22 protein-coding genes are annotated in these 25,525 nt (G+C 60.0%); 18 read left to right on the top strand and 4 right to left on the bottom strand.

The genetic code is table 11. The features are described from left to right. Positions 1 to 313 precede the first annotated feature (313 nt). Positions 314 to 1,417 carry an NAD(P)/FAD-dependent oxidoreductase gene (locus BK662_RS31595; protein WP_123360839.1) on the top strand — a complete coding sequence of 368 codons (1,104 nt, stop codon included), beginning with the start codon at positions 314 to 316 and terminating at the stop codon, positions 1,415 to 1,417. A 241-nt stretch (positions 1,418 to 1,658) separates the two neighbouring features. Beyond that, positions 1,659 to 2,165, top strand: a complete 507-nt coding sequence (locus BK662_RS31585; RefSeq protein WP_123360838.1) for a DinB family protein — start codon at positions 1,659 to 1,661, stop codon at positions 2,163 to 2,165. A 236-nt stretch (positions 2,166 to 2,401) separates the two neighbouring features. Here the strand turns inward: BK662_RS31585 and BK662_RS31580 are convergent, their stop codons facing one another. Together BK662_RS31580 and BK662_RS31575 are read right to left on the bottom strand one after the other, a co-directional pair. Then, complete coding sequence (locus BK662_RS31580; RefSeq protein WP_123360837.1) at positions 2,402 to 3,796, bottom strand: sensor histidine kinase; 1,395 nt, start codon at positions 3,794 to 3,796, stop codon at positions 2,402 to 2,404. Next, complete coding sequence (locus tag BK662_RS31575; RefSeq protein WP_052966859.1) at positions 3,774 to 4,457, bottom strand: response regulator transcription factor; 684 nt, start codon at positions 4,455 to 4,457, stop codon at positions 3,774 to 3,776. The genes BK662_RS31580 and BK662_RS31575 overlap by 23 nt, the downstream gene beginning before the upstream one ends. A gap of 161 nt (positions 4,458 to 4,618) precedes the next feature. Between BK662_RS31575 and BK662_RS31570 the strand changes: the two genes are divergently transcribed. The 3 genes from BK662_RS31570 to BK662_RS31560 all read left to right on the top strand — a co-directional run bounded on the left by BK662_RS31570 (position 4,619) and on the right by BK662_RS31560 (position 6,848). Then, positions 4,619 to 4,942 (top strand): YdcA family protein, encoded by a 324-nt coding sequence (locus BK662_RS31570; protein ID WP_123360836.1) that lies wholly within the window; start codon positions 4,619 to 4,621, stop codon positions 4,940 to 4,942. A gap of 182 nt (positions 4,943 to 5,124) precedes the next feature. Beyond that, positions 5,125 to 6,075: a hypothetical protein gene (locus tag BK662_RS31565; RefSeq protein ID WP_123360835.1), complete on the top strand. Its 951-nt coding sequence runs from the start codon at positions 5,125 to 5,127 to the stop codon at positions 6,073 to 6,075. Positions 6,076 to 6,308: 233 nt separating this feature from the next. Next, positions 6,309 to 6,848, top strand: a complete 540-nt coding sequence (locus BK662_RS31560; protein ID WP_123360834.1) for a hypothetical protein — start codon at positions 6,309 to 6,311, stop codon at positions 6,846 to 6,848. Positions 6,849 to 7,045: 197 nt separating this feature from the next. On the opposite strand, the gene BK662_RS31555 is transcribed toward BK662_RS31560, so the two are convergent. Continuing rightward, positions 7,046 to 7,657: a glutathione S-transferase gene (locus tag BK662_RS31555; protein WP_123360833.1), complete on the bottom strand. Its 612-nt coding sequence runs from the start codon at positions 7,655 to 7,657 to the stop codon at positions 7,046 to 7,048. 109 nt (positions 7,658 to 7,766) lie between these two features. Continuing rightward, positions 7,767 to 8,687 (bottom strand): MurR/RpiR family transcriptional regulator, encoded by a 921-nt coding sequence (locus tag BK662_RS31550; RefSeq protein WP_052966863.1) that lies wholly within the window; start codon positions 8,685 to 8,687, stop codon positions 7,767 to 7,769. Positions 8,688 to 8,997: 310 nt separating this feature from the next. Here BK662_RS31550 and BK662_RS31545 point away from each other — a divergent pair, with 310 nt between their 5' ends. The 13 genes from BK662_RS31545 (at position 8,998) to BK662_RS31480 (ending at position 25,405) form a co-directional block, all read left to right on the top strand. Then, the gene (locus BK662_RS31545) at positions 8,998 to 10,935 is read left to right on the top strand and encodes a bifunctional 5-dehydro-2-deoxygluconokinase/5-dehydro-2-deoxyphosphogluconate aldolase (protein ID WP_123360832.1); all 1,938 of its coding nucleotides are present in this window, start codon (positions 8,998 to 9,000) and stop codon (positions 10,933 to 10,935) included. Positions 10,936 to 11,102: 167 nt separating this feature from the next. Beyond that, positions 11,103 to 11,996, top strand: coding sequence for a myo-inosose-2 dehydratase (gene iolE / locus BK662_RS31540; RefSeq protein ID WP_123360831.1), 894 nt, complete (start codon positions 11,103 to 11,105; stop codon positions 11,994 to 11,996). Then, a complete protein-coding gene (iolB, locus tag BK662_RS31535) occupies positions 11,993 to 12,835 on the top strand; it encodes a 5-deoxy-glucuronate isomerase (RefSeq protein WP_123360830.1) in 843 nt (280 codons plus the stop codon). The genes iolE and iolB overlap by 4 nt, the downstream gene beginning before the upstream one ends. Before the next feature lie 44 nt (positions 12,836 to 12,879). After that, on the top strand, positions 12,880 to 14,382 hold the full coding sequence (locus BK662_RS31530; RefSeq protein ID WP_123360829.1) for a CoA-acylating methylmalonate-semialdehyde dehydrogenase: 1,503 nt from the start codon (positions 12,880 to 12,882) through the stop codon (positions 14,380 to 14,382). A 26-nt stretch (positions 14,383 to 14,408) separates the two neighbouring features. Then, the gene (locus BK662_RS31525) at positions 14,409 to 15,230 is read left to right on the top strand and encodes a TIM barrel protein (protein ID WP_123360828.1); all 822 of its coding nucleotides are present in this window, start codon (positions 14,409 to 14,411) and stop codon (positions 15,228 to 15,230) included. 128 nt (positions 15,231 to 15,358) lie between these two features. Continuing rightward, the gene (gene iolD, locus BK662_RS31515) at positions 15,359 to 17,290 is read left to right on the top strand and encodes a 3D-(3,5/4)-trihydroxycyclohexane-1,2-dione acylhydrolase (decyclizing) (protein ID WP_123360827.1); all 1,932 of its coding nucleotides are present in this window, start codon (positions 15,359 to 15,361) and stop codon (positions 17,288 to 17,290) included. Between the two features lie 31 nt (positions 17,291 to 17,321). Then, on the top strand, positions 17,322 to 18,347 hold the full coding sequence (iolG, locus tag BK662_RS31510) for a bifunctional inositol 2-dehydrogenase/D-chiro-inositol 1-dehydrogenase (RefSeq protein ID WP_123360826.1): 1,026 nt from the start codon (positions 17,322 to 17,324) through the stop codon (positions 18,345 to 18,347). Positions 18,348 to 18,490: 143 nt separating this feature from the next. Continuing rightward, complete coding sequence (locus BK662_RS31505; RefSeq protein ID WP_123360825.1) at positions 18,491 to 19,351, top strand: sugar phosphate isomerase/epimerase family protein; 861 nt, start codon at positions 18,491 to 18,493, stop codon at positions 19,349 to 19,351. Between the two features lie 140 nt (positions 19,352 to 19,491). Then, entirely contained in the window at positions 19,492 to 20,544 is a 1,053-nt protein-coding gene (locus tag BK662_RS31500; protein WP_123360824.1) for a Gfo/Idh/MocA family protein, read from the top strand. Positions 20,545 to 20,911: 367 nt separating this feature from the next. Continuing rightward, the gene (locus BK662_RS31495; protein ID WP_123360823.1) at positions 20,912 to 21,838 is read left to right on the top strand and encodes a sugar ABC transporter substrate-binding protein; all 927 of its coding nucleotides are present in this window, start codon (positions 20,912 to 20,914) and stop codon (positions 21,836 to 21,838) included. 69 nt (positions 21,839 to 21,907) lie between these two features. After that, entirely contained in the window at positions 21,908 to 23,473 is a 1,566-nt protein-coding gene (locus BK662_RS31490; RefSeq protein ID WP_123360822.1) for a sugar ABC transporter ATP-binding protein, read from the top strand. Between the two features lie 177 nt (positions 23,474 to 23,650). Continuing rightward, a complete protein-coding gene (locus tag BK662_RS31485) occupies positions 23,651 to 24,673 on the top strand; it encodes an ABC transporter permease (protein WP_123360821.1) in 1,023 nt (340 codons plus the stop codon). 327 nt (positions 24,674 to 25,000) lie between these two features. Continuing rightward, entirely contained in the window at positions 25,001 to 25,405 is a 405-nt protein-coding gene (locus BK662_RS31480) for a TraR/DksA family transcriptional regulator (RefSeq protein WP_007907888.1), read from the top strand. Positions 25,406 to 25,525 lie beyond the last annotated feature (120 nt).

Here is a 25,525-nt window from a genome sequence, read left to right as displayed (position 1 = left end):
GCGCTCAGGAGTTCCCTACCGATTCGATATATGCATAGGCGAGCGCTCAGAACCGCACGGTTGCCCCTACGGTCAGCCACTGAGCATGCAGCCGACCGCAGTATCTGACGAACACCCGACCCTGCAGGAGCTGGCGCAGCCTGCGATCTTTCGACTTTGCTTTTAAAAATCAAGATCAAAAGATCGCAGGCTTCGCCAGCTCCTACATAGACCGTAGGCAACCCGTGATGGGATCTTCGTGGTCATGCTGGCGATAATCTTCAGCGTGGTCGATTATCGGGAGCCAGGGATGGCTTGAATGAGTGGAGGGCAGGTGAGCATCGATATCGAATGCGTGGTGGTCGGGGCCGGAGTGGTCGGGCTGGCAGTGGCCAGGGCGCAGGCTCGGGCCGGGCGAGAAGTGATTCTGGTCGAGGCGGGCGAGGGGATTGGCGTGGGCATCAGTTCGCGCAACTCGGAAGTGATCCACGCCGGCATCTATTACCCGAGTGGCAGTCTCAAGGCGCAATTGTGCGTGGAGGGCAGGCAACGGCTGTACGCCTTCTGCGATGAGCGCGGCGTCGATTACCAGCGTATCGGCAAGCTGATCGTGGCCACCGATGACCACCAGCGCCATGCCTTGCAGGCGTTGCTGGAGCAGGGCCGGCGCAACGGTGTCGATGACCTGCAATGGCTGGATGCCGGGCAGGCGCGGGGGCTAGAGCCGGCGTTGTCCTGCGTTGCCGCGCTCTGGTCGCCGTCCACCGGTATTGTCGATTCCCATGCCCTGATGCTGGCGCTTCAGGCAGATGCCGAAGCGTGCGGTACTTCGATAGCCTTTCACACACCATTGGAATCGGCCCGTTGCACCGGGCACGGTTTCGAGCTGCACATGGGCGGCGCTCAGCCGATGACGTTGAGCTGTCGTCAGTTGATCAACTGCGCGGGATTGTCCGCGCCTGACGTGGCGAGCCGGATCGAAGGCTTGCCAACGCAGCACGTGCCCAAGGCCTGGCTGTGCAAGGGCAGCTATTTCAGTTTCAGCGGTCCGGCGCCGTTCCGGCATCTGGTCTATCCGGCACCGGAAAGCGCCGGGCTCGGTGTGCACATGACCCTGGACCTGGGCGGTCAGGCGCGTTTCGGGCCGGATGTCGAATGGGTCGAGCACGTCGATTACCGCGTCGATCCCCGCCGCAGCGAAAGTTTCTATCAGGCGATCCGGCGTTACTGGCCGGCGTTGCCCGAGGACAGCCTGCAACCGGCCTACAGCGGCATTCGCCCGAAAATCAGCGGGCCGAGCGAGCCGGCTGCCGACTTCGTCATCAGCGGCCCGGATGTGCATGGCGTGCCGGGGTTGGTCAACTTGTTCGGCATCGAATCTCCGGGGCTGACCAGTTGCCTGGCGCTGGCCGACCGGGTGGTACAGCGTTTGTCTTGATTGAATTCGCGACGAAATCCTGTAGCCGCCAGTGCAATAGTGGGAGCGGGCTTGCTCGCGAAAGCGGTGTGTCAGGCAACATCATTGTCGACTGGCAATCCGTATTCGCGAGCAAGCCCGCTCCCACAATGCGCTAGCGGCTACAAGGGCGCGTACGGCGTGACCGATGATCAGCGTTTACGATGTTGCCAGCCGCGAGGGCTATTCTTGGCAATGCGCCCATCCTCATGGGAGACCTCTGATGATCAACGTACGCACTGCCCGCATGCTCGCCGATTACAGGCGCTGGGCCGATCAGCGACTCTTTGACAGCCTCATGGCGCTGCCACCGGAAGAGCTCAACCGCAAACGGGTGTCGGTGTTCAACAACATCATCGGCACCTTGAACCACATCTACGTGGTGGACTGCATCTGGCAAGCGCATCTGGAGGGCCGAGGGCACGACTTCAAAACCTCCCATGATCTGCTCCATACCGAACTCCCCGAGCTGCGCATGGCGCAACAGGAGATCGATCAATGGTTCTGTGGATGGACCTCGGCCCAGACCGACGACTCGCTGGATCAACCCATCGAATTCACCTCTGTCTCGGGGGAAAGCGGGGTCATGAGTGCCGGCGCGATGCTGTTGCATGTGGTCAACCACGCCAGTTATCACCGAGGCTGGGTGGTCCAGATGTACGTCGAGATTCCGGCCCTGCCGCCGATCACCGACCTGCCGGTGTTTCTGCGCGAGGTTCCGGGGTATTGAATCGAGTTTCCCGACCCAGGAAAATCCAATGTGGGAGCGGGCTTGCTCGCGAATGCGGACTGCCAGTCGACAATGATGTTGTCTGACACACCGCTTTCGCGCGGCCTAAGCAAATCCCTGTGGGAGCGAGCCTGCTCGCGACGGCTGCCTTCCAGTCAACATTGATGTTGTCTGACACTGCGCCATCGCGAGCAGGCTCGCTCCCACAGGGGGGCTTCTTTGTCAGTGAGTGAGTGTCAGGCCTGAGAAATCAAACTCTGCCGGCAATCCAGCACCAACAGCGCGCCACCCAGTTCGCTGCTGCCCACTTCCAGCGTAAACCCATGCAGGCTGACAATCGCCGCGACGATCGACAGCCCCAGCCCGAAACCGCTTTGCGGGTTACCGCCCTCGGCGCGATAGAAGCGCTGAAACACCGCCTCACGCTCGGCCAGCGCAATGCCGGGGCCGGAGTCAAGTACTTCGATTCGTGGATGCCCGGCGTCATTCACCCCACGTAAAATCACCTTGCCACCCGGCGGCGTGAATTTGATCGAGTTGCTCAGCAAATTCGCCACGGCTTCGAACAGCAACGCCCGGTCGCCATTGAGCCAGGGCAGGGATTCGGGCAGTTGCAGTTCAAAGGTCAGTTCGCCTTCTTCCGCCAGCGGCAGATAAAAGTCGTGCAGCTCTTGCAGCAACGGCATCGGGTCCAGTTGCACGAAACCCGAACGGCGTTGGCGATCCTCCAGCTCGGAAATTCGCAGCAAGCCACGGAAACGCGCCATCAAGGTATCGGCCTCGCCGAGTACCGAATCCAGTTGCACGGCCAGTGTCGAACCGTCATCGGCCTGTTGCTGAATCCGGTACAACTGCGCCCGCAGGCGCGTCAGCGGTGTGCGCAGGTCATGGGCGATGTTGTCGCACACGCCCTTGACCTCGTTCATCAAGCGCTCGATGCGTTCGAGCATGGCGTTGACGATTGCGGCGAGCATGTCCAGCTCGTCACGGCGGTTGGACAGCGGCAGGCGCCGGGTCAGGTCGCCGGCGACGATGGCTTCGGCGCTGGCCTGGATCGCCCGGATCCGCCGCAGCGGGCGCCGCCTTAATAAATGCCAACCGGCGATGCCGGGCAGAATGGTCAGCGACACGCCCCACAGCAGCGCGTGCAGGATGATCCGGGTCACGGCAAACAACGAACCGTTGTCCCGCACCAGCACCAGCCAACGCCCGTCGAGGGTCCGGGTCGCCACGGCGTCGCAACTGTCGGCGGGCAGGGTCGGGTCGTCGGCATCGACGCAGTCGCCGAGGATGTGAATCTTGCCGTCCAGCAGCAGGCCTTGGGGGATCTGGCGCAAGGGGCCGCTGAGGTAGCGCTGCTGGTCATCGAACAGGCCATAGGCGTCGATGCCGCGAATGTCGAAGGTCACGCTGGCGGCGAGGGCGTCCTCCAATTGCTCGCCCTGGAAGCGAGAAAACAGATGCTGACGCTGCATCAACGAATGCTTGGCCAGGGTGTCCAGGTAGCTGGATACCTCGTAGTACATGACGCCCATGAGAATCCCGCTCCAGGCCACGAACAGCGAACTGTAGAGCGCCAGCAAGCGGCTGCTGGAGGAGCGCCAGCCTTTAGAGGGGTTCAGCAATGACATAACCCGAGCCTCGCACCGTCCGAATCAGTGGGACTTTGCCTGGCGGGTCGATCTTTTTGCGCAGACGGCCGATATGCACGTCGATCAGGTTGGTGCCGGGGTCGAAGTGATAACCCCAGACCTCTTCGAAAATCATCATCCGCGACAGAATCTGCCCGGTGTTGCGCATCAGAAATTCCAGCAACTTGTACTCGGTGGGCAACAGCGTCAGCAACTGGCTGTCGCGGCTGGCCTCGTGGCTGATCAGGTTCAGCTCCAGATCGGCCACGCGCAATGTGGTGGCCTGGGCGGTCACTGTGTTCTGCCGGCGCAGCAAGACTTCGACCCGGGCCGCCATTTCATCGGTGGCGAACGGTTTGGTCAGGTAATCGTCGCCGCCGGCGCGCAGGCCGCGAACCCGTTCATCGACATCGGAGAGGGCGCTGATCATCAGGATCGGCGTGGCCACGCCCATGGTGCGCAAGGTGGTAACAATCGCCAGACCATCGAGCTCCGGCAGCATGCGGTCGAGGGTGATCAGGTCGTAGTCGCCGCTGACCGCGCGTTCCAGGCCTTCACGGCCATTGTCGACCCAATCCACGTCGAGGCCGTGGCTACTCAGTTCGGCGACGATTTCCCGGGCGGTCACAGCGTCGTCTTCGATGGTCAAGATGCGGGTCATAGGGCTTGCCTGATAATCGGTTCAATACGAAGTGGGGCTCATTTTGCCAAGAATTACGCGCGGCTTTTTAAATTAACTTTCATGTTGCCTCGTGAGCCTGACTGGAACGTTGATATCATCCGGCCATAACTCTAAAGGGAAGCTGCACTGTGCGCACTTTAATGGTTCGTGGCTGGATGCCGATGTTTCTGCTGTTGTTGTGCATGTTCGGCTCCTCCGCCTGGGCTGCCAACACGCCATGTTCGGGGAAGAAGGGCGGCATCGATCGTTGCGACGGCGATCTGTTCCTGTGCAATGACGGCTCCATCAGTGGTTCGAAGAAAAGTTGCTCGGCGATGTTTGGCAGTAAAGACCAGGCGCGACCGCAGACGCTGCTGCAGGATTCCGATGGCTGCGCCTGCGGCACCGGCACGTTCTGCACCGGGCCAAGAGGCGGGGTGTATTGCCTGACGCCCAGCGGCAACAAGAGCTACAAGCGCAAGTAATTCGTTTAGCGCAATGCATAAAACCCGCCGATATGGCCGGCTCCTTGCAAACTGCATGACCCTGAGAAATTCATTGTTTTCAACTATTTGAAATAGAACGATTTATTTAAGTAGTGCGACTGGCACGTTGACTGCAATTGCTCGTTTGACGAGTTGTAACACCTGCCTGGAGCACTACAATAATGAACAGATCCTCTGATGGTTTTTATCCTGTCGCAGATGAGTTCAGCACGCTCTCGGGCGTGTCCTGGGCCGCTATCTTCGCCGGAGCCGCGGCGGCTGCGGCGTTGTCGCTGATCTTCGTGCTGCTTGGTTTTGGCCTGGGTTTTTCGGCGGTTTCGCCGTGGGCCCATGAAGGCGTCAGCGCCAAGAGCCTGGGTATCTCGACGATTGTCTGGCTGGCCTTTACCCAGATCGTGGCGTCCGGGCTTGGCGGCTACATCGCCGGTCGCCTGCGGGTGAGGTGGGCCTACATGCACGGCGATGAGGTCTACTTTCGTGACACGGCCCATGGCTTCCTGGCCTGGTGCATCGCGACGCTGGTGACCGCGACCCTGGTGGTCGGTTCGGTCAGCAACATCGTCAGCGGCGGCGTGCGGGCCGGGGCCACGGTCGCCGGCGGTGCCGCCAGCGCCATGACCCAGGCTGCCGGCAGCGCGGTCGGTAATACCGACAGTGACCCTTACGGTTACTTCGTCGACAGCCTGTTTCGCGATGATCGGCCAGTCGCCGTCAGCGAGGACGCCGTCAATGGCACCGTCACCCGGATCTTCGCGCGCAGCCTGCGTAACGACGGTCAACTGGCGCCCGAGGATCGGACCTACCTGGCACAACTGGTCGCCCAGCGGACCAACCTCACTCAAGCGGACGCGGAGCGCCGTGTCGATGAAGTCTATGCCCGCACCCAAAAAGCCGTCGCCGACGCCAAACTGGCCGCGCAACAAGCGGCTGACACCGCGGCCAAAGCCGCAGCCTTGACCGCGTTGTGGATGTTCGTCGCGCTGCTGGCCGGGGCATTTTTTGCCAGCCTCGCCGCGATCTTCGGCGGTCGTCGTCGGGATGCCGTGGAGTACCTGGAAACCGATGCCTACGTGACCACCACTACAACCACGACGCTGCCACCTGTTCGCTAACCCAGGAGAACCATCATGCGCTCTATATTGCTGTTCCTTCTCGGCGTACCGATCCCGATCATCATTCTGATTGCCCTGCTCACGCATTGATTCCTTGAGGCGCTTGTCTACGCCGCTTTTACGTCAGGTAGAAGCGGCGTTTTGCTTTTCCGTCCCTGATACAGCGAGAATCACCCCTGTGGACGCACAGCTGCTTCCACTTGAATTTTGTGTTGCCTCACAGGAGAAATACCTTGGACAAAAAGGAAAGCAAACGGCAACTGGTGGCGATGCTCGAAAGCGGGCATTCGAAGACCGAAATTTTCAAGACGCTGTCCGGCGGCGAGGTCAAGGATCGGGTGCTGGCGTACTGGATCGGTGCCTATGCGGACCCTGCGCTGTGTCAGCGGCACTCCGGCAAGATCAAGACATTACTTTTTCTGACGATTGCTCAAGCGTTGCTCGGTGCAGCCTTGGGGTTCTTCCTCGGCTCGATGATCGGGCCAGGTGCCGCGGTGTTGTTCACCCTGTTTGCCGCAGGGGTGCCGCTGCTGTTCGCCTGGGGTTTTTATAAGAACGTTGCGCAGGCTTACACCATTTACGTGATCCTGTCCCTGAGCCAGTTTCCACGAATGTTCCAGGGGTTTGAGGAGGATCCGCTGCTGACGCTCGTCGGTGCCGGGATCACCCTGGGCATGGTGTTTTTTGTCGCTTACCTCAAAACGCAGTTGTTCCCGGACCTGGGATTCCTCGGCTCGAAGAAGGTCAAAGGACGCTACGTGTTTTCCAGCTGATGACCGAAGCCGAGCGCGGGGCGGATCGGCTAGACGTGGTGCTGGAGCCTGACTTGAAGGAAATGGCCTGAGGACGCCATCGCGAGCAGGCTCGCTCCCACAGGGGTTCTGTGTCGGATGCAGAAATATGAGATCGATGGAGATCAATTGTGGGAGCGAGCCTGCTCGCGATGGGGTCGGTACTGTCGCCGCATCTCTCAATCGATCGGCGTACCGACAAACACCTCAAGCCCCTCGGCATACGCCGTGAACGCGCTGATCCGCGGAAACTGCGCGGCCTGCACCTGATCCGGCACCACCAGGTTGGTAAAGCTCCAGGCCACCGCCAGGGTTATCCCGTCTTGCGCAATCGAACCGTCGGTTTTCAGCGGCTGTTTTTCCAGCTCCCGCTCCAGCGCCGAATACGCTGCGGCCAATTGCCCTTCAACCCGTTCCACCCAGGGCGCGTACTGAATCTGCGCTGGCCGCAGGTTGCGTTCGTAGTAAAGCTGCACCGATTTTTCGCACGCCGCCAACGCCAGACCGATCAGCCGCAGCGAGCGCAAGCGTTGCTCCAGATTGTTGGGTATCAGGCTTTTACCCGGCGCGGCGAGAGCCTCCAGGTAGTCGATGATCAGCGTCGAATCCATCAACACCTCGCCATCATCCAGCACCAGGGTCGGGGCCTTCACCACCGGGTTGATCTGCTGGAACTGCTCCAAGTTTCTGAACACCGAAACCGACTCATGCTCCAGCGGTATGCCCAGGCATTTGGCGGAAATGGCGACGCGTCGCACATAGGGCGAATCCAGCATGCCGATCAGTTTCATTGAGCCTCTCCTTCAGACGGTCCTTGGGGATGGACAACCTTAGCTGAGGTTCAGCGACCTGCAAACGGCCTTGCGTTAATCCTCAAAGGCTGCCGCTAATCCTCGAAGGCTAATCCTCAAAGCCTACTTGCTCATGAATCTCATCAACCTTCAGTTCCAGTCGATAAGCCACTGCGATAAACAGCGCCTGGCACAGACACAAGGTCGCACTCAGCGAGCGGAAAGCAAACGAACTGCCTTCGTTGACCAACAGCACAGTGTTGGCGCGCTTGGCCAAAGGTGAAAGGTTGCTGTCGGTGATAATCAGCGTTTTCGCCTGATTGTGTTGGGCAATACGCAGGCAGTGCTGGGTTTCCTTGCCATAGGGCGTGAAGCTGATGGCGATCACCAGGTCATTGGCGCGCACGCTGCGCATCTGTTCGCGATAACTGCCGCCGAGGCCCGACACCAAATGGATTCGCTTGTTGGTGTGTTGCAGGTTGTAGACCAGGTAATCGGCCACTGCGAACGAACGGCGCACCCCGACCACATAGATGTTGTCGGCATTCACCACCAGGTCCACGGCCTTGTCGAAGGCCTGGTCATCGAGCTCCAGCCCCAGCCGCTCGATGCCCGACAGGGTGGCGTTGATGCACTCGCGCGCCAGATCGCCGCCGCTGGCCTTCTGCGACTTGTTGGCGATCATGCTGCGGATGCGTTGCTGGTAGTTCTGTACCGGCGTGGTTTTGTGGGTGTAGGCCTCGCGGAACAGCGCCTGCATTTCGCTGAAACCGCTGAACCCGAAACGCTGGGAAAACCGCACGATCGCCGACGGATGCACTTCGCATTCGCGGGCGATGTCGCTGATCCGGTCGACCATGATGCGGTCGCTCTGCTGGCTCATGTAGCTGGCGATGCGTTTGAGCTGGCGAGGCAGGCTTTCGTATTCATCGGTGATCAGCTGCAACAAACGCTCGGCATTGATCGGAGGGCTGGCGAGATCGCTGTCGGGCGTGCTCTCGGTCGTAGCCGGCTGATCGGTGCGGGACATAAGGAATCCTTCTGGCTTGTGCTTATAGAGATGACTGATTGCGTCATCCCCTGACAATAGGTTGGCTGTGCGCAGTCTACAGGGTAGGCCGGAATAAAATCTTGAGCTTGCGGGCGCCCTGGGGTTTGCTGAAACGATGCATGTGTCTGGAACGCTTGTGCAGAAGTTTATTGGAAAAAATATTCCACGTAAAAAATATTTAGAATAATTATTGATTGTTCGGTCCCGGTCGTTTTAGTCTGCATCCACCAAGAGTGTTCGGCGCCTTCATCGCCCCGAACGCAGGCTGATAAAAATAACAGGAGCCAGCATGGGCCAGACTCGTTTTGCCAGTGGGCGTCAATTGGATCTGATTTGCCTGGGGCGCCTTGGCGTCGACCTCTATGCGCAGCAAGTCGGGGCGCGGCTGGAAGATGTTTCAAGTTTCGCCAAATACCTCGGCGGCTCGTCCGCCAACATCGCTTTCGGCACCGCTCGGCTGGGTCTGAAGTCGGCGATGCTGAGCCGGGTAGGGGACGACCATATGGGCCGCTTCCTCGTTGAATCGCTGACCCGCGAAGGCTGCGATGTCAGCGGCATCAAGGTCGATCCGGAACGACTGACCGCCATGGTCTTGCTGGGCCTCAAGGACCGCGAAACCTTTCCCCTGGTGTTCTACCGCGAAAACTGCGCCGACATGGCGTTGCGTGCCGAAGACATCAACGAAGCCTTTATCGCCTCCAGCAAAGCCTTGCTGATCACCGGCACCCATTTCTCCACCGACGGCGTCTACAAGGCGAGCATCCAGGCGCTGGACTATGCCGAGAAGCACAACGTCAAACGGGTTCTGGACATCGACTATCGTCCGGTGCTCTGGGGCCTGGCCGGCAAGGCGGACGGCGAAACCCGGTTCGTCGCCGATCAGAACGTCAGTCAGCACGTGCAGAAAATCCTCCCGCGTTTCGACCTGATCGTCGGCACTGAAGAAGAATTCCTGATTGCTGGCGGCTCCGAGGATTTGCTCACCGCATTGCGCAACGTCCGGCAACTGAGCGCGGCGACGTTGGTGGTCAAGCTCGGCCCGCAAGGCTGCACGGTGATTCACGGGGTGATTCCGGCGCGACTCGAAGACGGCGCGATCTATCCCGGCGTGCGCGTCGAAGTGCTGAATGTGCTGGGGGCCGGCGATGCCTTCATGTCGGGTTTCCTCAGCGGCTGGCTGGAGGATGCCAGCGACGAGCGCTGCTGCCAGTTGGCCAATGCCTGCGGCGGGCTGGTGGTGTCGCGCCATGCCTGCGCCCCGGCGATGCCGACCCGTGCCGAACTCGACTATCTATTCAACAGCCCGGTGCCGATCACCCGGCCGGATCAGGACGCCGTGTTGCAGCGTCTGCATCAGGTCAGCGTGCCGCGCAAACAGTGGAAGCAACTGTTCATCTTCGCCTTCGATCATCGCGGGCAATTGGTGGAGCTGGCCCACAAGGGCGGGCGCGACCTGAGCGCTATCGGCGATCTCAAACAACTCTTTATCCAGGCTGTGGAGCGGGTCGAAGCCGATTTGCGTGAGCAGGGCGTCGATGCCGATGTCGGCTTGTTGGCCGATCAACGCTTCGGCCAGGACGCGCTGAACGCCGCCACCGGTCGCAGCTGGTGGGTGGCGCGGCCGGTGGAAGTGCAGGGTTCGCGGCCATTGGCGTTCGAACACGGGCGCTCGATCGGCAGCAACCTGATCGCCTGGCCGCAAGAACAGATCATCAAATGCCTGGTGCAATTCCACCCCGACGACGAGCCGTTGCTGCGTCTGGAGCAGGAAGCGCAAATCAAGGGTTTGTATCAGGCCTCCCAGGTCAGCGGTCATGAACTGCTACTGGAGATCATTCCGCCCAAGGATCACCCGTCGACGCATCCGGACGTGCTGTATCGCGCGCTCAAACGCCTCTACAACCTGGGCATCTACCCGGCGTGGTGGAAGATCGAAGCGCAAAGCGCCGAGGAATGGAAACAGCTCGACGAACTGATTCAAGAACGCGATCCGTATTGCCGTGGCGTGGTGCTGCTTGGCCTGAACGCCCCGGCGGCGGCGCTGGCCGAAGGGTTTCAACAGGCCAGCCAGAGCCAGACCTGCCGAGGTTTTGCCGTAGGCCGGACGATTTTCCAGGAGCCGAGCCGCGCGTGGATGGCCGGTGAAATCGACGACGAAACGCTGATTCGCCAGGTGCAGGGCACGTTCGTCGAATTGATCGATGCCTGGCGCACGGCCCGGAGTTGAACATTTTCAATGTGTGAACACTGAACCTGTGGGAGCGAGCCTGCTCGCGATAGCGGACTGACAGTCAATATTAAAGTCGCCTGACACACCGCTATCGCGAGCAGGCTCGCTCCCACAGGGTTTTGTGTCGCTCTTACTGGTTATGTAAAACAATAAAAGGTGCAGCCATGCCCGCTATCCGAATTGGCATCAACCCGATCTCCTGGAGCAACGACGACCTGCCGTCCCTCGGTGGCGAGACGCCGTTGAGCACCGCCCTCAGCGAAGGCAAGGATATCGGTTTCGAAGGTTTCGAACTCAACGGTAAATTCCCCAAGGATGCCAAAGGCGTCGGCGACGTGCTGCGGCCCTACGATCTGGCGCTGGTCTCCGGCTGGTATTCCAGCCGTCTGGCCCGCCGTTCCGTGGCCGAGGAAATCGACGCCATCGCCAGCCATGTCGAGCTGCTGGCGAAGAACGGCGCCAAGGTGCTGGTCTATGGCGAAGTCGCTGACTCGATTCAAGGCCAGCGCATTCCCTTGGTCGAGCGCCCGCGTTTTCACACCGAGCAGGCGTGGCAGGAATATGCCGACAAACTCACCGAACTGGCACGCTTCACCCTGTCCCAGGGCGTGCGCCTGGCGTATCACCACCATATGGGCGCCTACGTCGAGTCCCCGGCCGACATCGACAAACTGATGGCGCTGACCGGCAGCGAAGTCGGCCTGCTGTTCGATTCGGGCCACTGCTACATGGGCGGTGGTGAACCCTTGCAGGTGCTGCGTAAACACATCGAACGCATCTGCCACGTGCATTTCAAGGACGTGCGCAAGCCGGTGGTGCAACTGGCGCGCAACAACCTGTGGAGCTTCCCGGACTGCATCATCAACGGCACCTTCACCGTGCCCGGCGATGGCGACATTGATTTCGGTGCCTTGCTCGACGTCCTGCAGGACGCCGATTACCACGGCTGGCTGGTGGTCGAGGCCGAGCAGGACCCAGCGGTGGCACCGAGTTACGTCTACGCCAAAAAAGGCTATGACACCTTACGTGCACTGCTCAACGAGAGGACCGCGCGATGAGCCTGTTGGTCAAAAGCAATGCATGTGGTCGGACCATGGTCGAGTTGGGGCAGGGTGAGTTGGAGTACGTCGGTTTCGCAGCTTACCGTCTGAGCCTCGGCGAAACCCTGCCAGTCAGCGCCGGTGACAAGGAACTGTGCCTGGTGCTGCTCAGCGGCCGGGTCAGCATCAAGGGTGAAGCGCCGGGGCAGGGCGCGTTCGATTGGGACAATATCGGTGATCGCCAGTCGGTGTTCGAAGACAAATCCCCGTTCGCCGCGTACTTGCCACCGGGTAGTCAGGCGCAAGTGGTCGCACTCAGCGACGTGCAAATCGCCGTCTGCGCCGCGCCCGGCTTCACTACTGAAGCCAATAGCGAAAAGATCGCAGCCTTCGGCAGCTCCTACAGCCCAAGGCTGATCAAGCCCGACAGCATGAAACGCAGCGTGCGTGGCAAGGGCGCCAACACCCGTTACGTCTGCGACATTTTGCCGGACACCGAACCGGCCCATTCGCTGCTGGTGGTGGAGGTGCGTACGCCGTCCGGGCACTCGTCGAGCTACCCACCGCACAAGCACGATACCGACGATCTGCCGCACCAGAGCTTTCTCGAAGAAACCTACTACCACCAGATCAACCCGCCTCAAGGCTTCGTGTTCCAGCGGGTCTACACCGACGATCGCAGCATCGACCAGGCCATGGCCGTGGAAAACAGCGACCTGGTGGTCGTGCCCAAAGGCTATCACCCGGTCAGCGTGCCCTACGGCTACGAGTCGTATTACCTGAACGTGATGGCCGGACCGAAACGCGTCTGGCAATTCCATAACGATCCGCAGCACAGTTGGCTGCTTGAGCTCTGAACTAAAAAGCCTGAATTTCAACATCCGAACGGAGAACAAGAACAATGAGTGACGCCCCGGTAATAGGCCATTACATCGACGGTCAGGTGCAGGACAGCGGCAGCGAGCGGTTCAGCAATGTCTTCAATCCGGCCACCGGCAGCGTTCAGGCGCGAGTCGGGCTGGCCAGTCAGAAGACCATTGATGAAGCCGTCGCCTCGGCTTTGAAGGCGTTCCCGGCGTGGTCCGAGCAATCGTCCCTGCGCCGTTCGCGGGTGATGTTCAAGTTCAAGGAGCTGCTCGACCGTCATCACAACGAACTGGCGGAAATCATCAGCCGCGAACACGGCAAGGTGTTCTCGGACGCCAAGGGCGAAGTGACGCGCGGCATCGAAATCGTCGAGTACGCCTGCGGTGCGCCGAACCTGCTGAAAACCGAGTTCAGCGACAACATCGGCGGCGGCATTGACAACTGGAATTTGCGCCAGCCGCTGGGAGTTTGTGCCGGCGTAACCCCATTCAATTTCCCGGTGATGGTGCCGCTGTGGATGATTCCGATCGCGCTGGTCACCGGTAACTGCTTCATCCTCAAACCGTCCGAGCGTGATCCGTCGGCCAGTTTGCTGATGGCGAAGTTATTGACCGAAGCCGGGTTGCCGGACGGTGTGTTCAACGTGGTCCAGGGCGACAAGGCCGCGGTCGACGCCTTGCTGCAACACCCGGACATCGAGGCGATTTCCTTTGTCGGTTCGACGCCGATTGCCGAGTACATCCACCAGCAAGCGACCTCGCGCGGCAAACGCGTACAGGCGCTGGGCGGGGCGAAGAACCACATGATCGTCATGCCCGATGCCGATCTGGACCAAGCGGCAGATGCGCTGATCGGCGCCGCTTACGGCTCGGCCGGTGAGCGCTGCATGGCGATTTCGATTGCCGTGGCCGTCGGTGATGTCGGCGACCAATTGATTGCCAAACTGCTGCCGCGCATCGATCAACTGAAAGTCGGCAACGGCATGCAGGGCGACAGCGACATGGGGCCGCTGGTGACCGCCGAGCACAAGGCCAAGGTCGAGGGCTTTATCGGCGAAGGCGTGGCCCAGGGCGCGCAGCTGATTGTCGATGGGCGCAACTTCAAGGTGCCGGGCGCCGAGAACGGTTTCTTCGTCGGCGCGACGCTGTTCGATAACGTCACCACCGAGATGAGCATCTACCAGCAAGAGATCTTCGGGCCGGTGCTGGGCATCGTGCGGGTGCCGGACTTCGCCAGCGCCGTGGCGCTGATCAACGGCCATGAGTTCGGCAATGGCGTGTCCTGTTTCACCAGCGATGGCGGCATTGCCCGCTCGTTTGCCCGCAACATCAAGGTCGGCATGGTCGGCATCAACGTTCCGATTCCGGTACCGATGGCCTGGCACTCGTTTGGCGGCTGGAAGCGCTCGCTGTTCGGTGATCACCACGCTTACGGTGAAGAAGGCATTCGCTTCTACAGCCGCTACAAAAGCGTGATGCAGCGCTGGCCCGACAGCATCGCCAAGGGCCCTGAATTCAGCATGCCGACAGCCAAATAATGCACTTGTGCGGAGAACAACAAAAAATGAGCAAACCCCTGCGTTTCGCCCTGAACCGTATGGTCGCCCCACGTTTGTCCCTGCCCGCGTTCATCGAGTTGGCGGTGACGCTCAAGGCCGATGCCATCGAGATCCGCAACGACCTCAAGGGCGTCGAGATCGAGGACGGCACCGCGCCCGAACACGTGCGTGAGCTGTGCGCGGCCAAAGGCATCACCGTGCTGTCGATCAACGCGCTGTATCCGTTCGATGTCTGGAATGACGAGCGCCGCGCACACGCGCTGAAGCTTGCTGCTTATGCCCGTGATTGCGGGGCGCAGGGTTTGGTGATGTGCCCGTTGAACGACCGCGCCGACCCACGAACCGAAGCGCAGCGTGCTTCCGGCCTGCGCACGGCGTTGAGTGAACTGGCGCCGATCCTGCGTGATCACGGCATCCTCGGTTTCATCGAGCCGCTGGGTTTCGAAGAATGCTCGCTGCGGCGTAAACGCACGGCGGTCGATGCAATCAAGGCCATCGGTGGGCTGGATGTGTTCCGTCTGGTGCATGACACCTTCCACCATCACCTGGCCAGCGAACATGAGTTCTTCCCCGAGCTGACCGGGTTGGTGCATATCTCCGGCGTCGAAGATGCCGAGGCGCCGCTGGCGACCATCCGCGACGGCCACCGGGTGCTGGTGGGCGAGGGCGACATCCTCGGCAACGCGGCGCAGATCGAAACCTTGCTCGCTACCGGCTACAGCGGCTACCTGTCGTTCGAACCGTTCGCCGACAGCGTCCATGGCCTGGCGGATATCCAGACGGCGATTGGCGCGAGCATGGATCACCTAAACAAATCTCTGAGTTGACACCTTCCCTGTAGGAGCTGCCGAAGGCTGCGATCTTTTGATCTTGTTTTTTAAGATCAAGATCAAAAGATCGCAGCCTTCGGCAGCTCCTACAGGGGATCGGATTTGCATACGGAAAAGGTGCAAGCATGACCACAACAAGACTGACCATGGCCCAGGCCCTGGTGAAATTCCTCGATAACCAGTACATCGAGGTCGATGGGGTTCAGAGCAAATTCGTCGCCGGGATCTTTACCATTTTCGGCCACGGTAATGTGCTGGGTCTGGGGCAAGCCCTGGAACAGGACAGCGGCGACCTGATCGTCCATCAGGGCCGAAACGAGCAAGGCATGGCCCACGCCGCCATCGGTTTCGCCAAGCAACACTTGCGGCGCAAGATCTACGCCTGTTCTTCATCGGTAGGCCCGGGTGCGGCGAATATGCTGACCGCTGCCGCGACGGCCACCGCCAACCGTATTCCCTTGCTGCTGTTGCCCGGCGACGTTTATGCGTGCCGCCAACCGGACCCGGTACTGCAACAGATCGAGCAGTTCCACGACCTGAGCATCAGCACCAACGATGCGTTCAAGGCCGTGAGTAAATATTGGGACCGGATCAACCGTCCCGAGCAACTGATGACCGCGGCGATCCACGCCATGCGCGTGCTCACCGACCCCGCCGAAACCGGCGCGGTGACCCTGGCCTTGCCGCAAGACGTGCAGGCCGAGGCTTACGACTATCCTGATTACTTCCTGCAAAAACGCGTACACCGTATCGAGCGTCGTCCGGCGACTGAAGCGATGCTCGGTGATGCCTTGGCACTGTTCAAAGGCAAGCGCAAACCGCTGATCATCTGCGGTGGCGGGGTCAAATACTCTGGCGCCAATGCCGCCTTGCAGGCGTTTTCCGAGCGCTTCGATATTCCCTTCGCCGAAACCCAGGCTGGCAAAAGCGCGGTGGTGTCCAGCCATCCGCTGAACGTCGGCGGGATCGGCGAAACCGGTTGCCTGTCGGCGAACCTGCTGGCCAAGGATGCTGATCTGATCATCGGTGTCGGCACTCGCTACAGCGATTTCACCACCGCGTCGAAGTCCTTGTTCAAGCACCCGGACGTGCAATTTCTCAACCTCAATATCAGCCCCTGCGATGCCCTGAAGCTCGATGGCGTGCAACTGCTGGCGGACGCCAAAACCGGTTTGCAGGCACTGGCCGAAGCGTTGGGTGATTACCGCTCGAGCTGGGGCGATCAACCCCGCCAGGCCAAGGCGCAACTAGATGAGGAAGTCGATCGCATTTATCAGGTCGAATACCAGGCGAAAGATTTCGTTCCGGAAATCAACGACCACATGGACCCGGCAGTGCTGCGCGAATTCATCGAGCTGACCGGTTCCTGCCTGACCCAGAGCCGGGTACTCGGCGTGCTCAATGAAACCCTGGCCGATGACGCCGTGATCGTCGCCGCCGCCGGCAGTCTGCCCGGTGACTTGCAGCGCAGCTGGCGCAGCAAGGGCGTGAACACTTACCACGTCGAGTACGGTTATTCCTGCATGGGTTACGAGGTAAACGCTGCATTGGGCGTGAAACTCGCCGAGCCCGAGCGCGAGGTCTACGCATTGGTGGGCGACGGCTCCTACATGATGCTGCACTCGGAGCTGGCGACCTCGATCCAGGAGCGACGCAAGATCAATGTGGTGCTGCTGGACAACATGACCTTCGGCTGCATCAACAACCTGCAAATGGAACACGGCATGGACAGCTTCGGCACCGAGTTCCGTTTCCGTAATCCGGAAACCGGCAAGCTCGATGGCGGTTTCGTGCCGGTGGATTTCGCCATGAGCGCGGCGGCTTACGGCTGCAAGACTTACAAAGTGAACACCGTTGAAGCGTTGCAAGCTGCGTTGGCGGATGCGCGGTTGCAGACGGTGTCGACGCTGATCGATATCAAGGTTCTGCCCAAAACCATGATTCAAAAATACCTGTCGTGGTGGCGGGTCGGCGTGGCGCAAGTCTCCACCAGCGCCCGCACCGATGCGGTGGCCAAGACCCTCAATGAACGACTGGCCAAGGCCCGTCAATACTGATTGCCCTGAACGAACTCACAGGAGTGTTTATATGTCTTTGCTTTCCAATTCGTTGCGGATCGGCGTTATCGGCACCGGGGCCATTGGCCAGGATCATATCCGTCGTTGCAGCCAGACCTTGCTCAACAGCCAGGTTGTCGCGGTCACCGACATCAATTTGCAGCAAGCGGCCAAGGTCGTTTCCGATCTGAAACTGACTGCCGAGGTCTATCCCGACGGTCATGCGCTGATCAAGGCACCGGAAGTCGAGGCGATCCTCGTGACCTCCTGGGGCCCGAGCCACGAAGAGTTCGTGCTGGCGGCGATTGCCGCCGGCAAACCGGTGTTCTGCGAGAAGCCACTGGCGGTCACCGCCGAAGGCTGCCGCAAGATCGTCGAGGCCGAAGTGGCCCACGGCAAACGGCTGGTGCAGGTCGGTTTCATGCGCCCGTACGATGAAGGTTATCGGGCGTTGAAAGCAGTGATCGACAGCGGCGAGATCGGCGAGCCGTTGATGCTGCATTGCGCCCACCGCAACCCGACCGTGGGTGAGAGCTACAAGACCGACATGGCGATCACCGACACGCTGATCCATGAGCTGGACGTGTTGCGCTGGTTGCTCGACGACGATTATGTGTCGGTGCAAGTGGTGTTCCCGCGCAAGACCAGCAAGGCCCACGCCCATTTGAAAGACCCGCAGATCGTGCTGCTGGAAACCGCCAAGGGCACGCGCATCGATGTGGAAGTGTTCGTCAACTGCCAGTACGGCTACGACATCCAGTGCGAAGTGGTGGGGGAGACCGGCATCGCCAAACTGCCGGAACCGTCGCAGGTTCAATTGCGCAGTGGGGCGAAACTGTCCAATGCGATTCTGATGGATTGGAAGGACCGCTTCATCGCCGCGTATGACGTCGAATTGCAGGCGTTCATCGATGGCGTGCGGGCCGGGCAGGTCGGCGGGCCGTCAGCGTGGGATGGTTACGCGGCGGCGGTGGCGGCGGATGCCTGCATCGAAGCGCAGAACAGCGGGCAGATCGTCAAAGTCGGCCTGCCAGACCGCCCCCGCTTCTACGGCTAACCCCGATCCCCTGTGGGAGCGAGCCTGCTCGCGATTGCGATCTGACAGTCACATTGATGTTGGATGTGCTGTCGTCATCGCGAGCAGGCTCGCTCCCACAGGAGTGGTAAGGCTGAGGACCTGGTTAAGGAGAACAAAAAAACATGCGCATCGCACTAGACCCCTACATGTACCGCAACCTGTCCTTGGGCAAGATGGTCGACAAGGTCGCCGAGCTCGGTTACGAACACATCGAGCTGTCGCCCCGGGAAGATTTCCTGCCGTTCTATAAAGCCCCGCGGGTCGACAAGGCGCGGATCAAGGAATTTCGCAAAGCCCTGAGCGACACCGGGGTCAAACTCTCTTCCTTATTACCGATGTACCACTGGGCTGCCGCCGATGAAGGTTTGCGTGTGGCCGCCGTGCGTAACTGGAAGCGCGCGATCCAGATTGCCGTGGAGATGGACTGCGAACTGGTCAATACCGAGTTCACCGGCCAGTCGGACAACCCGCTGGTGTGCGAAAACCAGTTCATGCGCTCCATGGACGAGCTGATCCCCGAGTTCGAACGCGAAGGCATCAAGCTCGATATCCAGGCCCATCCTTATGACTTCTGCGAGCGCAATAACGAGTCGGTCGACATCATCCGCGGTCTGGACCGGGACTGGATCAACTACCTCTACGCCGCGCCGCACACGTTTTTCTATGACGACGGTGTCGGTGATATCGCCTCGATGCTCAAGTACGCCGGCTCAAAGCTGAGCCACCTGATCATCGCCGACACCTACAACCACAAGGCTTCCTCGGGCTTGCGCTACATCGTCAACCCGCCGGGCGTCACCGCCACCGTACATCAGCACCTGGACATCGGCCAGGGCGAAGTCGACTGGGAAGCGTTTTTCGGCACGTTGCGCGAGATCAAGTTCGATGGCATCGCTACCGTCTCGGTATTCGCCTGGGAGGATCGGCCGGACGAGTCCAATCGCATGATGCTCGAACGCGTGACGCGAGAACTCTGCCGCTAGCGGCCTTCACACTTCCCGTGTAGGAGCTGCCGAAGGCTGCGATCTTTTGATCTTGATTTGGCTTTTAGAAACAAGATCAAAAGATCGCAGCCTTCGGCAGCTCCTACACAGTGTGCATAACAATAAGAAGGAGTTGATCCATGCGTTTCGGACTTGTCGGTTACGGCCATGGCGGCCGGTTTTTCCATGCTCCGCTGATCAGCAGTTTGCCGGCGGCGACCTTCGTGGGCGTGGTCACCCGTTCTGCCGAGCGCCGGCAACTGCTGGCGGCGGAACATCCCGGTGTGCCGGCTTTCGACAGCATCGGCCAATTGGTCGAAGCCGGGGTCGATGTGTTGGTGATCTCCACACCGCTCAAAGGTCGCCCGGCGCTGGTGCTCGACGCCATCGAACACGAGGTGGCGGTGGTCAGCGACAAGCCGTTCGCCGCCGATGCGCAACAGGCGCAAACCTTGATCACCATGGCCGAGCGCCAAGGCGTGCAACTGAGCGTCTACCAGAACCGGCGTTGGGATTCGGACTTTCTCACCGTGCGCAAACTCATCGAGTCCGGTGCCCTGGGTCAGGTCACCCGTTTCGAATCGCGGATCGAGCGCTATTCGCCACAGTCAGTGAACAACGGCAGCGGCGGCGGTTTCCTGCGCGATCTGGGCAGCCATCTGGTGGATCAGGCGCTCTTGTTGTTCGGCCCCGTCACCCGGGTTTATGCCGAACTGGATTACCTCGAAAAAGGCCAGCCCTTCGACAACGGCTTCTTTATGTCCCTGACCCATGCCAACGGCGTGATCTCGCACTTGGGCGGCAGTTGCCTGCAAAACACCCCCGGCCCGCGCTTTCGCGTGACCGGCAGCCAGGGCTGCTACAGCGTCGACGGTCTGGATGGGCAGGAGGCGTCGACCCTTGCCGGGCTTACGCCGAAATCCGAAGGCGAGCGCTGGGGCGTCGAAGAGCACCGGCGCTGGGGCTGGTTCGAGCAGGGCGAGGTGCGTGAACGGGTGCCGTCCGAGCGTGGCTGTTGGAACCAGTTCTATTTGCAGCTACAAACCGCCTTGCAGAGCGGTGGCCCACTGCCGGTCGATGCCCGTGATGCACTGGCGACCACCCGCGTGCTAGACGCTGCGCGGCTCAGCTTCGAGCGGCATCAAATGGTGGCACTGAGCCCGTTCGAGAGCCATGGAATAAAATCAGAATAAAATTCTAAAATGAGTTGATATAGAAATTATTTTCCAATAAAGTCATTTCCAGGTTGCCGACTATCAACGTCCGATCACGCTCAAGCAGGCCTTGAACGGGTGAAGGACGCACCAAAAACAAGAAACAAAAGCCAGGTACCGTCGATGAAAACCTTCAACTCTGCTTTGCATGCTTTACGTTGCGCGCTGCACCTCTCTCGCGACCTGCCTCGCGTCTCGTTTCATTCCTTCTTTCGCTTGCTTTGCGTCGAACGCAACGGCGCCCTGGTCTGCTGTATTCCGGGTGCACCGATTGTCCGCTTGCCCACTCACTGAAATCGTCACGCCTTATCCATAAAACCAACAAGAATGTGGAGAAAGACTTTTCATGAAGACCAAGATCCGTTTCGCCTCACTGGCCTTGTCCCTGATGTTCGCCAGCGGCGCCGCACTCGCTGACATGAAGATCGGCGTCAGCATGTCGCAGTTCGATGACACCTGGCTGACCTACCTGCGCGAATCCATGGACACCAAAGCCAAGTCCTATCCCGATGGCGTCAAGCTGCAGTTCGAAGACGCGCGCAGCGACGTGGTCAGGCAGTTGAGCCAGGTAGAAAGCTTCATCAGTCAGAAGGTCGACGCCATTGTGGTCAACCCGGTGGATACCGCCGCCACCAAAAAAATCACTGAAGCAGCGGTCAAGGCCGGTATTCCACTGGTGTACGTCAATCGTCGTCCCGATGACATGAACCTGCCCAAAGGCGTGGTCACTGTCGCTTCCAACGATCTGGAGGCCGGCCAGATGCAGATGCAGTACCTGGCCGAAAAAATGGACGGCAAGGGCGACATCGTGATTCTGCTTGGCGATCTGGCCAACAACTCCACCACCAACCGCACCAAGGGCGTAAAAGAGGTGCTGACCAAGTACCCGAACATCAAGATCGAGCAAGAACAGTCCGGCATCTGGTCGCGGGACAAGGGCATGACCCTGGTCAACGACTGGCTGACCCAGGGCCGCAAATTCGACGCGGTGGTCTCTAACAACGACGAGATGGCGATTGGCGCGGCAATGGCCCTGCAACAGGCTGGCGTCGCCAAAGGCAGTGTGCTGATCGCCGGTGTCGACGGTACGCCTGACGGTTTGAACGCGGTGAAGAAGGGCTCTCTGCTGGTCTCGGTGTTCCAGGATGCCAAGGGGCAGGCGGACGGTTCGATCGACACGGCGGTGAAAATGGCCAGGAACGAACCGGTCGAGTCGGCCGTGTGGGTGCCGTATCGCTTGATCACGCTGCAAAACGTCGACACCTTCAAATAGCCCGTCCGTTCGATAACAACAATAAGCACGCAAGGTTGCGATGCGACCTTGCTGATGGAGTACCTGATCATGTTCGCTTCAGCGACTGCTTCGAGCACCCCGTTAATGGGTGTCCAGCCAACTGCAACACCTGTCGATGAGCCGTACCTGCTGGAGATCATCAACGTCAGCAAGGGTTTTCCCGGTGTGGTGGCCTTGTCCGATGTGCAGCTTCGGGTGCGTCCCGGCTCCGTGCTGGCGCTGATGGGCGAGAACGGCGCCGGCAAATCCACCCTGATGAAAATCATTGCCGGCATCTACCAGCCGGACGCCGGCGAGTTGCGCCTGCGGGGCAAGCCGGTAGTTTTTGAAACACCACTGGCTGCGCTCCAGGCCGGGATCGCGATGATCCACCAGGAACTCAACCTGATGCCGCACATGAGCATCGCCGAGAACATCTGGATCGGCCGCGAACAGCTCAACGGCCTGCACATGATCGACCATCGCGAGATGCACCGTTGCACGGCGCAATTGCTGGAGCGTCTGCGGATCAACCTCGACCCGGAAGAGCAGGTGGGCAACCTGAGCATCGCCGAACGGCAGATGGTCGAGATCGCCAAGGCTGTGTCCTATGACTCCGACGTCCTGATCATGGACGAGCCAACCTCGGCCATCACCGATAAGGAAGTCGCGCATTTGTTCTCGATCATTGCCGACCTCAAGAGCCAGGGCAAAGGCATCATCTATATCACCCACAAAATGAACGAAGTGTTCAGCATTGCCGATGAAGTGGCGGTGTTCCGTGATGGCGCCTACATCGGCCTGCAGCGAGCCGACAGCATGGACGGCGACAGCCTGATTTCAATGATGGTCGGCCGCGAGCTGAGCCAGTTGTTCCCGGTGCGCGAGAAGCCGATCGGCGATCTGTTGCTGTCGGTACGCGACCTCAAGCTGGACGGCATTTTCAAAGGCGTCTCCTTCGACCTGCATGCCGGGGAGATCCTTGGCATCGCCGGGTTGATGGGCTCGGGGCGGACCAATGTCGCCGAAGCGATTTTCGGCATCACCCCAAGCGACGGTGGTGAAATCCGCCTTGATGGCGAAGTGGTGCGCATCAGCGATCCGCACATGGCGATCGAGAAGGGCTTCGCGCTGTTGACCGAAGATCGCAAACTCAGCGGCCTGTTCCCGTGCCTGTCGGTGCTGGAGAACATGGAAATGGCAGTCTTGCCCCATTACGTCGGCAACGGCTTCATCCAGCAGAAAGCCCTGCGGGCGTTGTGTGAAGACATGTGCAAGAAGCTGCGGGTGAAAACGCCGTCGCTGGAGCAATGCATCGACACGCTGTCCGGCGGTAATCAGCAGAAGGCCTTGCTGGCGCGCTGGCTGATGACCAATCCGCGCATCCTGATTCTCGACGAGCCGACCCGGGGCATCGATGTCGGCGCCAAGGCCGAGATCTACCGGCTTATTTCCTACCTCGCCAGCGAAGGCATGGCGGTGATCATGATTTCCTCGGAACTGCCGGAAGTGCTGGGCATGAGCGACCGGGTCATGGTCATGCACGAGGGTGACCTGATGGGCACCCTCGACCGCAGCGAAGCGACCCAGGAACGGGTGATGCAACTGGCCTCGGGCATGTCCCAGTGTCATTAAGTCAAGGGTAAACACAGTTCAAGGGTGAAAGGGGATTGTGTGGCGAGGGAGCTTGCTCCCGCTGGGCTGCGAAGCGGCCCTAAAAGAAGGGACTGCTGTGCAGTCCAACGGGAGCAAGCTCCCTCGCCACAAGCAAGCTCCCTCGCCACACGGATTTCATTTGAAGGGTGAGTGGTTATGAACGCGATACTGGAAAACAAGCCTGCAGTGGCACCGGTCAAGAGTCGCCGGCGCCTTCCGACCGAGTTGAGTATCTTCCTGGTGCTGATCGGCATCGGCCTGGTCTTCGAAATGTTCGGCTGGGTCGTGCGGGACCAGAGCTTCCTGATGAACTCTCAGCGCCTGGTGCTGATGATCCTGCAAGTGTCGATCATCGGCCTGCTGGCGATCGGGGTGACCCAGGTCATCATCACCACCGGTATCGACCTGTCCTCCGGTTCGGTGCTGGCGTTGTCGGCGATGATTGCCGCCAGCCTGGCGCAGACCTCGGACTTTGCCCGGGCGGTGTTTCCGTCCCTGACTGACTTGCCGGTGTGGATTCCAGTGATCGTCGGGCTTGGGGTGGGATTGCTGGCCGGGGCGATCAACGGCAGCATCATTGCGATCACCGGGATTCCGCCGTTCATTGCCACCCTCGGCATGATGGTCTCGGCCCGTGGACTGGCGCGCTACTACACCGAAGGTCAGCCCGTGAGCATGCTCTCGGATTCCTACACGGCCATCGGACACGGCGCGATGCCGGTGATCATCTTTCTGGTGGTGGCGGTGATCTTTCACATCGCCCTGCGCTACACCAAGTACGGCAAGTACACCTACGCCATCGGCGGCAACATGCAGGCGGCACGCACCTCCGGGATCAACGTCAAGCGGCATCTGGTGATCGTCTACAGCATCGCCGGGTTGCTTGCGGGCCTGGCCGGGGTGGTGGCGTCGGCGCGGGCCGCGACCGGGCAGGCCGGGATGGGCATGTCTTATGAACTGGACGCGATTGCCGCGGCGGTCATCGGTGGCACCAGCCTGGCCGGCGGCGTAGGGCGGATCACCGGCACTGTGATCGGCGCGTTGATCCTCGGGGTCATGGCCAGCGGCTTTACCTTTGTCGGTGTTGATGCTTATATTCAAGACATCATCAAGGGGCTGATTATTGTGGTGGCGGTGGTCATCGACCAATACCGCAACAAGCGCAAACTCAAGCGCTGAAGCCGGACTAAACGCGAAAATGCGCCACGCCTGACCCGCGTGGCGCAGCCGTTTGTCTTCTATATACAGCCGCTCGACTGAATTTCTTGCTATAAACGCACTCCGATAAGCGGCTCAAAGCCTGCCGTAGCGCACTTTCAGGGCTTTGTCGGACAGATTTGCTGTCTTTTCAGTTGCTGAGGCCTCAAGTCGGCCTTAGACTGCCGCCCCTCGTAAATTGAGTGCCGGGTGGCGCTTGGAATAAACGGCGCCTTTCCAATGACCGTTTCAGGTTCAACGGATCGCTCCCTAATTCGCCTTAATGCACGTTTTTTTATAGAGATATCAATGACAAAGGACAAGTTGCTGGCCATGCCGGCGGATGACTACATGAATGCCGAGCAACATGCTTTTTTCTCTGAGCTGTTGCAGAACATGAAAGTCGAAACCCATGAGCGCATCGAACAGAATCGCATCGCCATCGAGAGCCTGGACACTCCGGCCGATCCGGCTGACGCGGCTTCCGTCGAAGAAGAGCGCACCTGGCTGGTGAACGCGATCGATCGCGACCAGCGCATGCTGCCTCAGTTGGAACAGGCCCTGGAACGCATCAAGGAAGACAGCTTTGGCTGGTGCGACGACAGCGGCGAGGCCATCGGCCTGAAACGCCTGCTGATCAGCCCGACCACCAAGTACTGCATCGAAGCTCAAGAGCGTCACGAGCAGATCGACAAGCACCAGCGTCAGGCCTGATTCTGTGGGGTAACCAGTTAACTGGTTGCCCCTGAAAAGATCGCAGCCTTCGGCAGCTCCTACAGGTTTATGCGAACCTCTGTAGGAGCTGCCGAAGGCTGCGATCTTTGCTTTTCGACG

Source organism: Pseudomonas frederiksbergensis, from assembly GCF_003732275.1.
Taxonomy (GTDB): Bacteria; Pseudomonadota; Gammaproteobacteria; order Pseudomonadales; family Pseudomonadaceae; genus Aquipseudomonas; species Aquipseudomonas frederiksbergensis_H.
Note: the sequence above shows the minus strand (reverse complement) of the source record. Positions and strands in the feature narration are given on the sequence as shown.

What these genes read in the sequence shown, in the direction of transcription:
- BK662_RS31585 (WP_123360838.1), top strand. Translation starts at nt 1,659, where the DNA reads ATGATCAACGTACGCACTGCCCGCATGCTCGCCGATTACAGGCGCTGG.
- BK662_RS31580 (WP_123360837.1), bottom strand. Translation starts at nt 3,796, where the DNA reads ATGTCATTGCTGAACCCCTCTAAAGGCTGGCGCTCCTCCAGCAGCCGC.
- BK662_RS31575 (WP_052966859.1), bottom strand. Translation starts at nt 4,457, where the DNA reads ATGACCCGCATCTTGACCATCGAAGACGACGCTGTGACCGCCCGGGAA.
- BK662_RS31570 (WP_123360836.1), top strand. Translation starts at nt 4,619, where the DNA reads ATGGTTCGTGGCTGGATGCCGATGTTTCTGCTGTTGTTGTGCATGTTC.
- BK662_RS31565 (WP_123360835.1), top strand. Translation starts at nt 5,125, where the DNA reads ATGAACAGATCCTCTGATGGTTTTTATCCTGTCGCAGATGAGTTCAGC.
- BK662_RS31555 (WP_123360833.1), bottom strand. Translation starts at nt 7,657, where the DNA reads ATGAAACTGATCGGCATGCTGGATTCGCCCTATGTGCGACGCGTCGCC.
- BK662_RS31550 (WP_052966863.1), bottom strand. Translation starts at nt 8,687, where the DNA reads ATGTCCCGCACCGATCAGCCGGCTACGACCGAGAGCACGCCCGACAGC.
- BK662_RS31545 (WP_123360832.1), top strand. Translation starts at nt 8,998, where the DNA reads ATGGGCCAGACTCGTTTTGCCAGTGGGCGTCAATTGGATCTGATTTGC.
- iolE (WP_123360831.1), top strand. Translation starts at nt 11,103, where the DNA reads ATGCCCGCTATCCGAATTGGCATCAACCCGATCTCCTGGAGCAACGAC.
- iolB (WP_123360830.1), top strand. Translation starts at nt 11,993, where the DNA reads ATGAGCCTGTTGGTCAAAAGCAATGCATGTGGTCGGACCATGGTCGAG.
- BK662_RS31530 (WP_123360829.1), top strand. Translation starts at nt 12,880, where the DNA reads ATGAGTGACGCCCCGGTAATAGGCCATTACATCGACGGTCAGGTGCAG.
- BK662_RS31525 (WP_123360828.1), top strand. Translation starts at nt 14,409, where the DNA reads ATGAGCAAACCCCTGCGTTTCGCCCTGAACCGTATGGTCGCCCCACGT.
- iolD (WP_123360827.1), top strand. Translation starts at nt 15,359, where the DNA reads ATGACCACAACAAGACTGACCATGGCCCAGGCCCTGGTGAAATTCCTC.
- iolG (WP_123360826.1), top strand. Translation starts at nt 17,322, where the DNA reads ATGTCTTTGCTTTCCAATTCGTTGCGGATCGGCGTTATCGGCACCGGG.
- BK662_RS31505 (WP_123360825.1), top strand. Translation starts at nt 18,491, where the DNA reads ATGCGCATCGCACTAGACCCCTACATGTACCGCAACCTGTCCTTGGGC.
- BK662_RS31500 (WP_123360824.1), top strand. Translation starts at nt 19,492, where the DNA reads ATGCGTTTCGGACTTGTCGGTTACGGCCATGGCGGCCGGTTTTTCCAT.
- BK662_RS31495 (WP_123360823.1), top strand. Translation starts at nt 20,912, where the DNA reads ATGAAGACCAAGATCCGTTTCGCCTCACTGGCCTTGTCCCTGATGTTC.
- BK662_RS31490 (WP_123360822.1), top strand. Translation starts at nt 21,908, where the DNA reads ATGTTCGCTTCAGCGACTGCTTCGAGCACCCCGTTAATGGGTGTCCAG.
- BK662_RS31485 (WP_123360821.1), top strand. Translation starts at nt 23,651, where the DNA reads ATGAACGCGATACTGGAAAACAAGCCTGCAGTGGCACCGGTCAAGAGT.
- BK662_RS31480 (WP_007907888.1), top strand. Translation starts at nt 25,001, where the DNA reads ATGACAAAGGACAAGTTGCTGGCCATGCCGGCGGATGACTACATGAAT.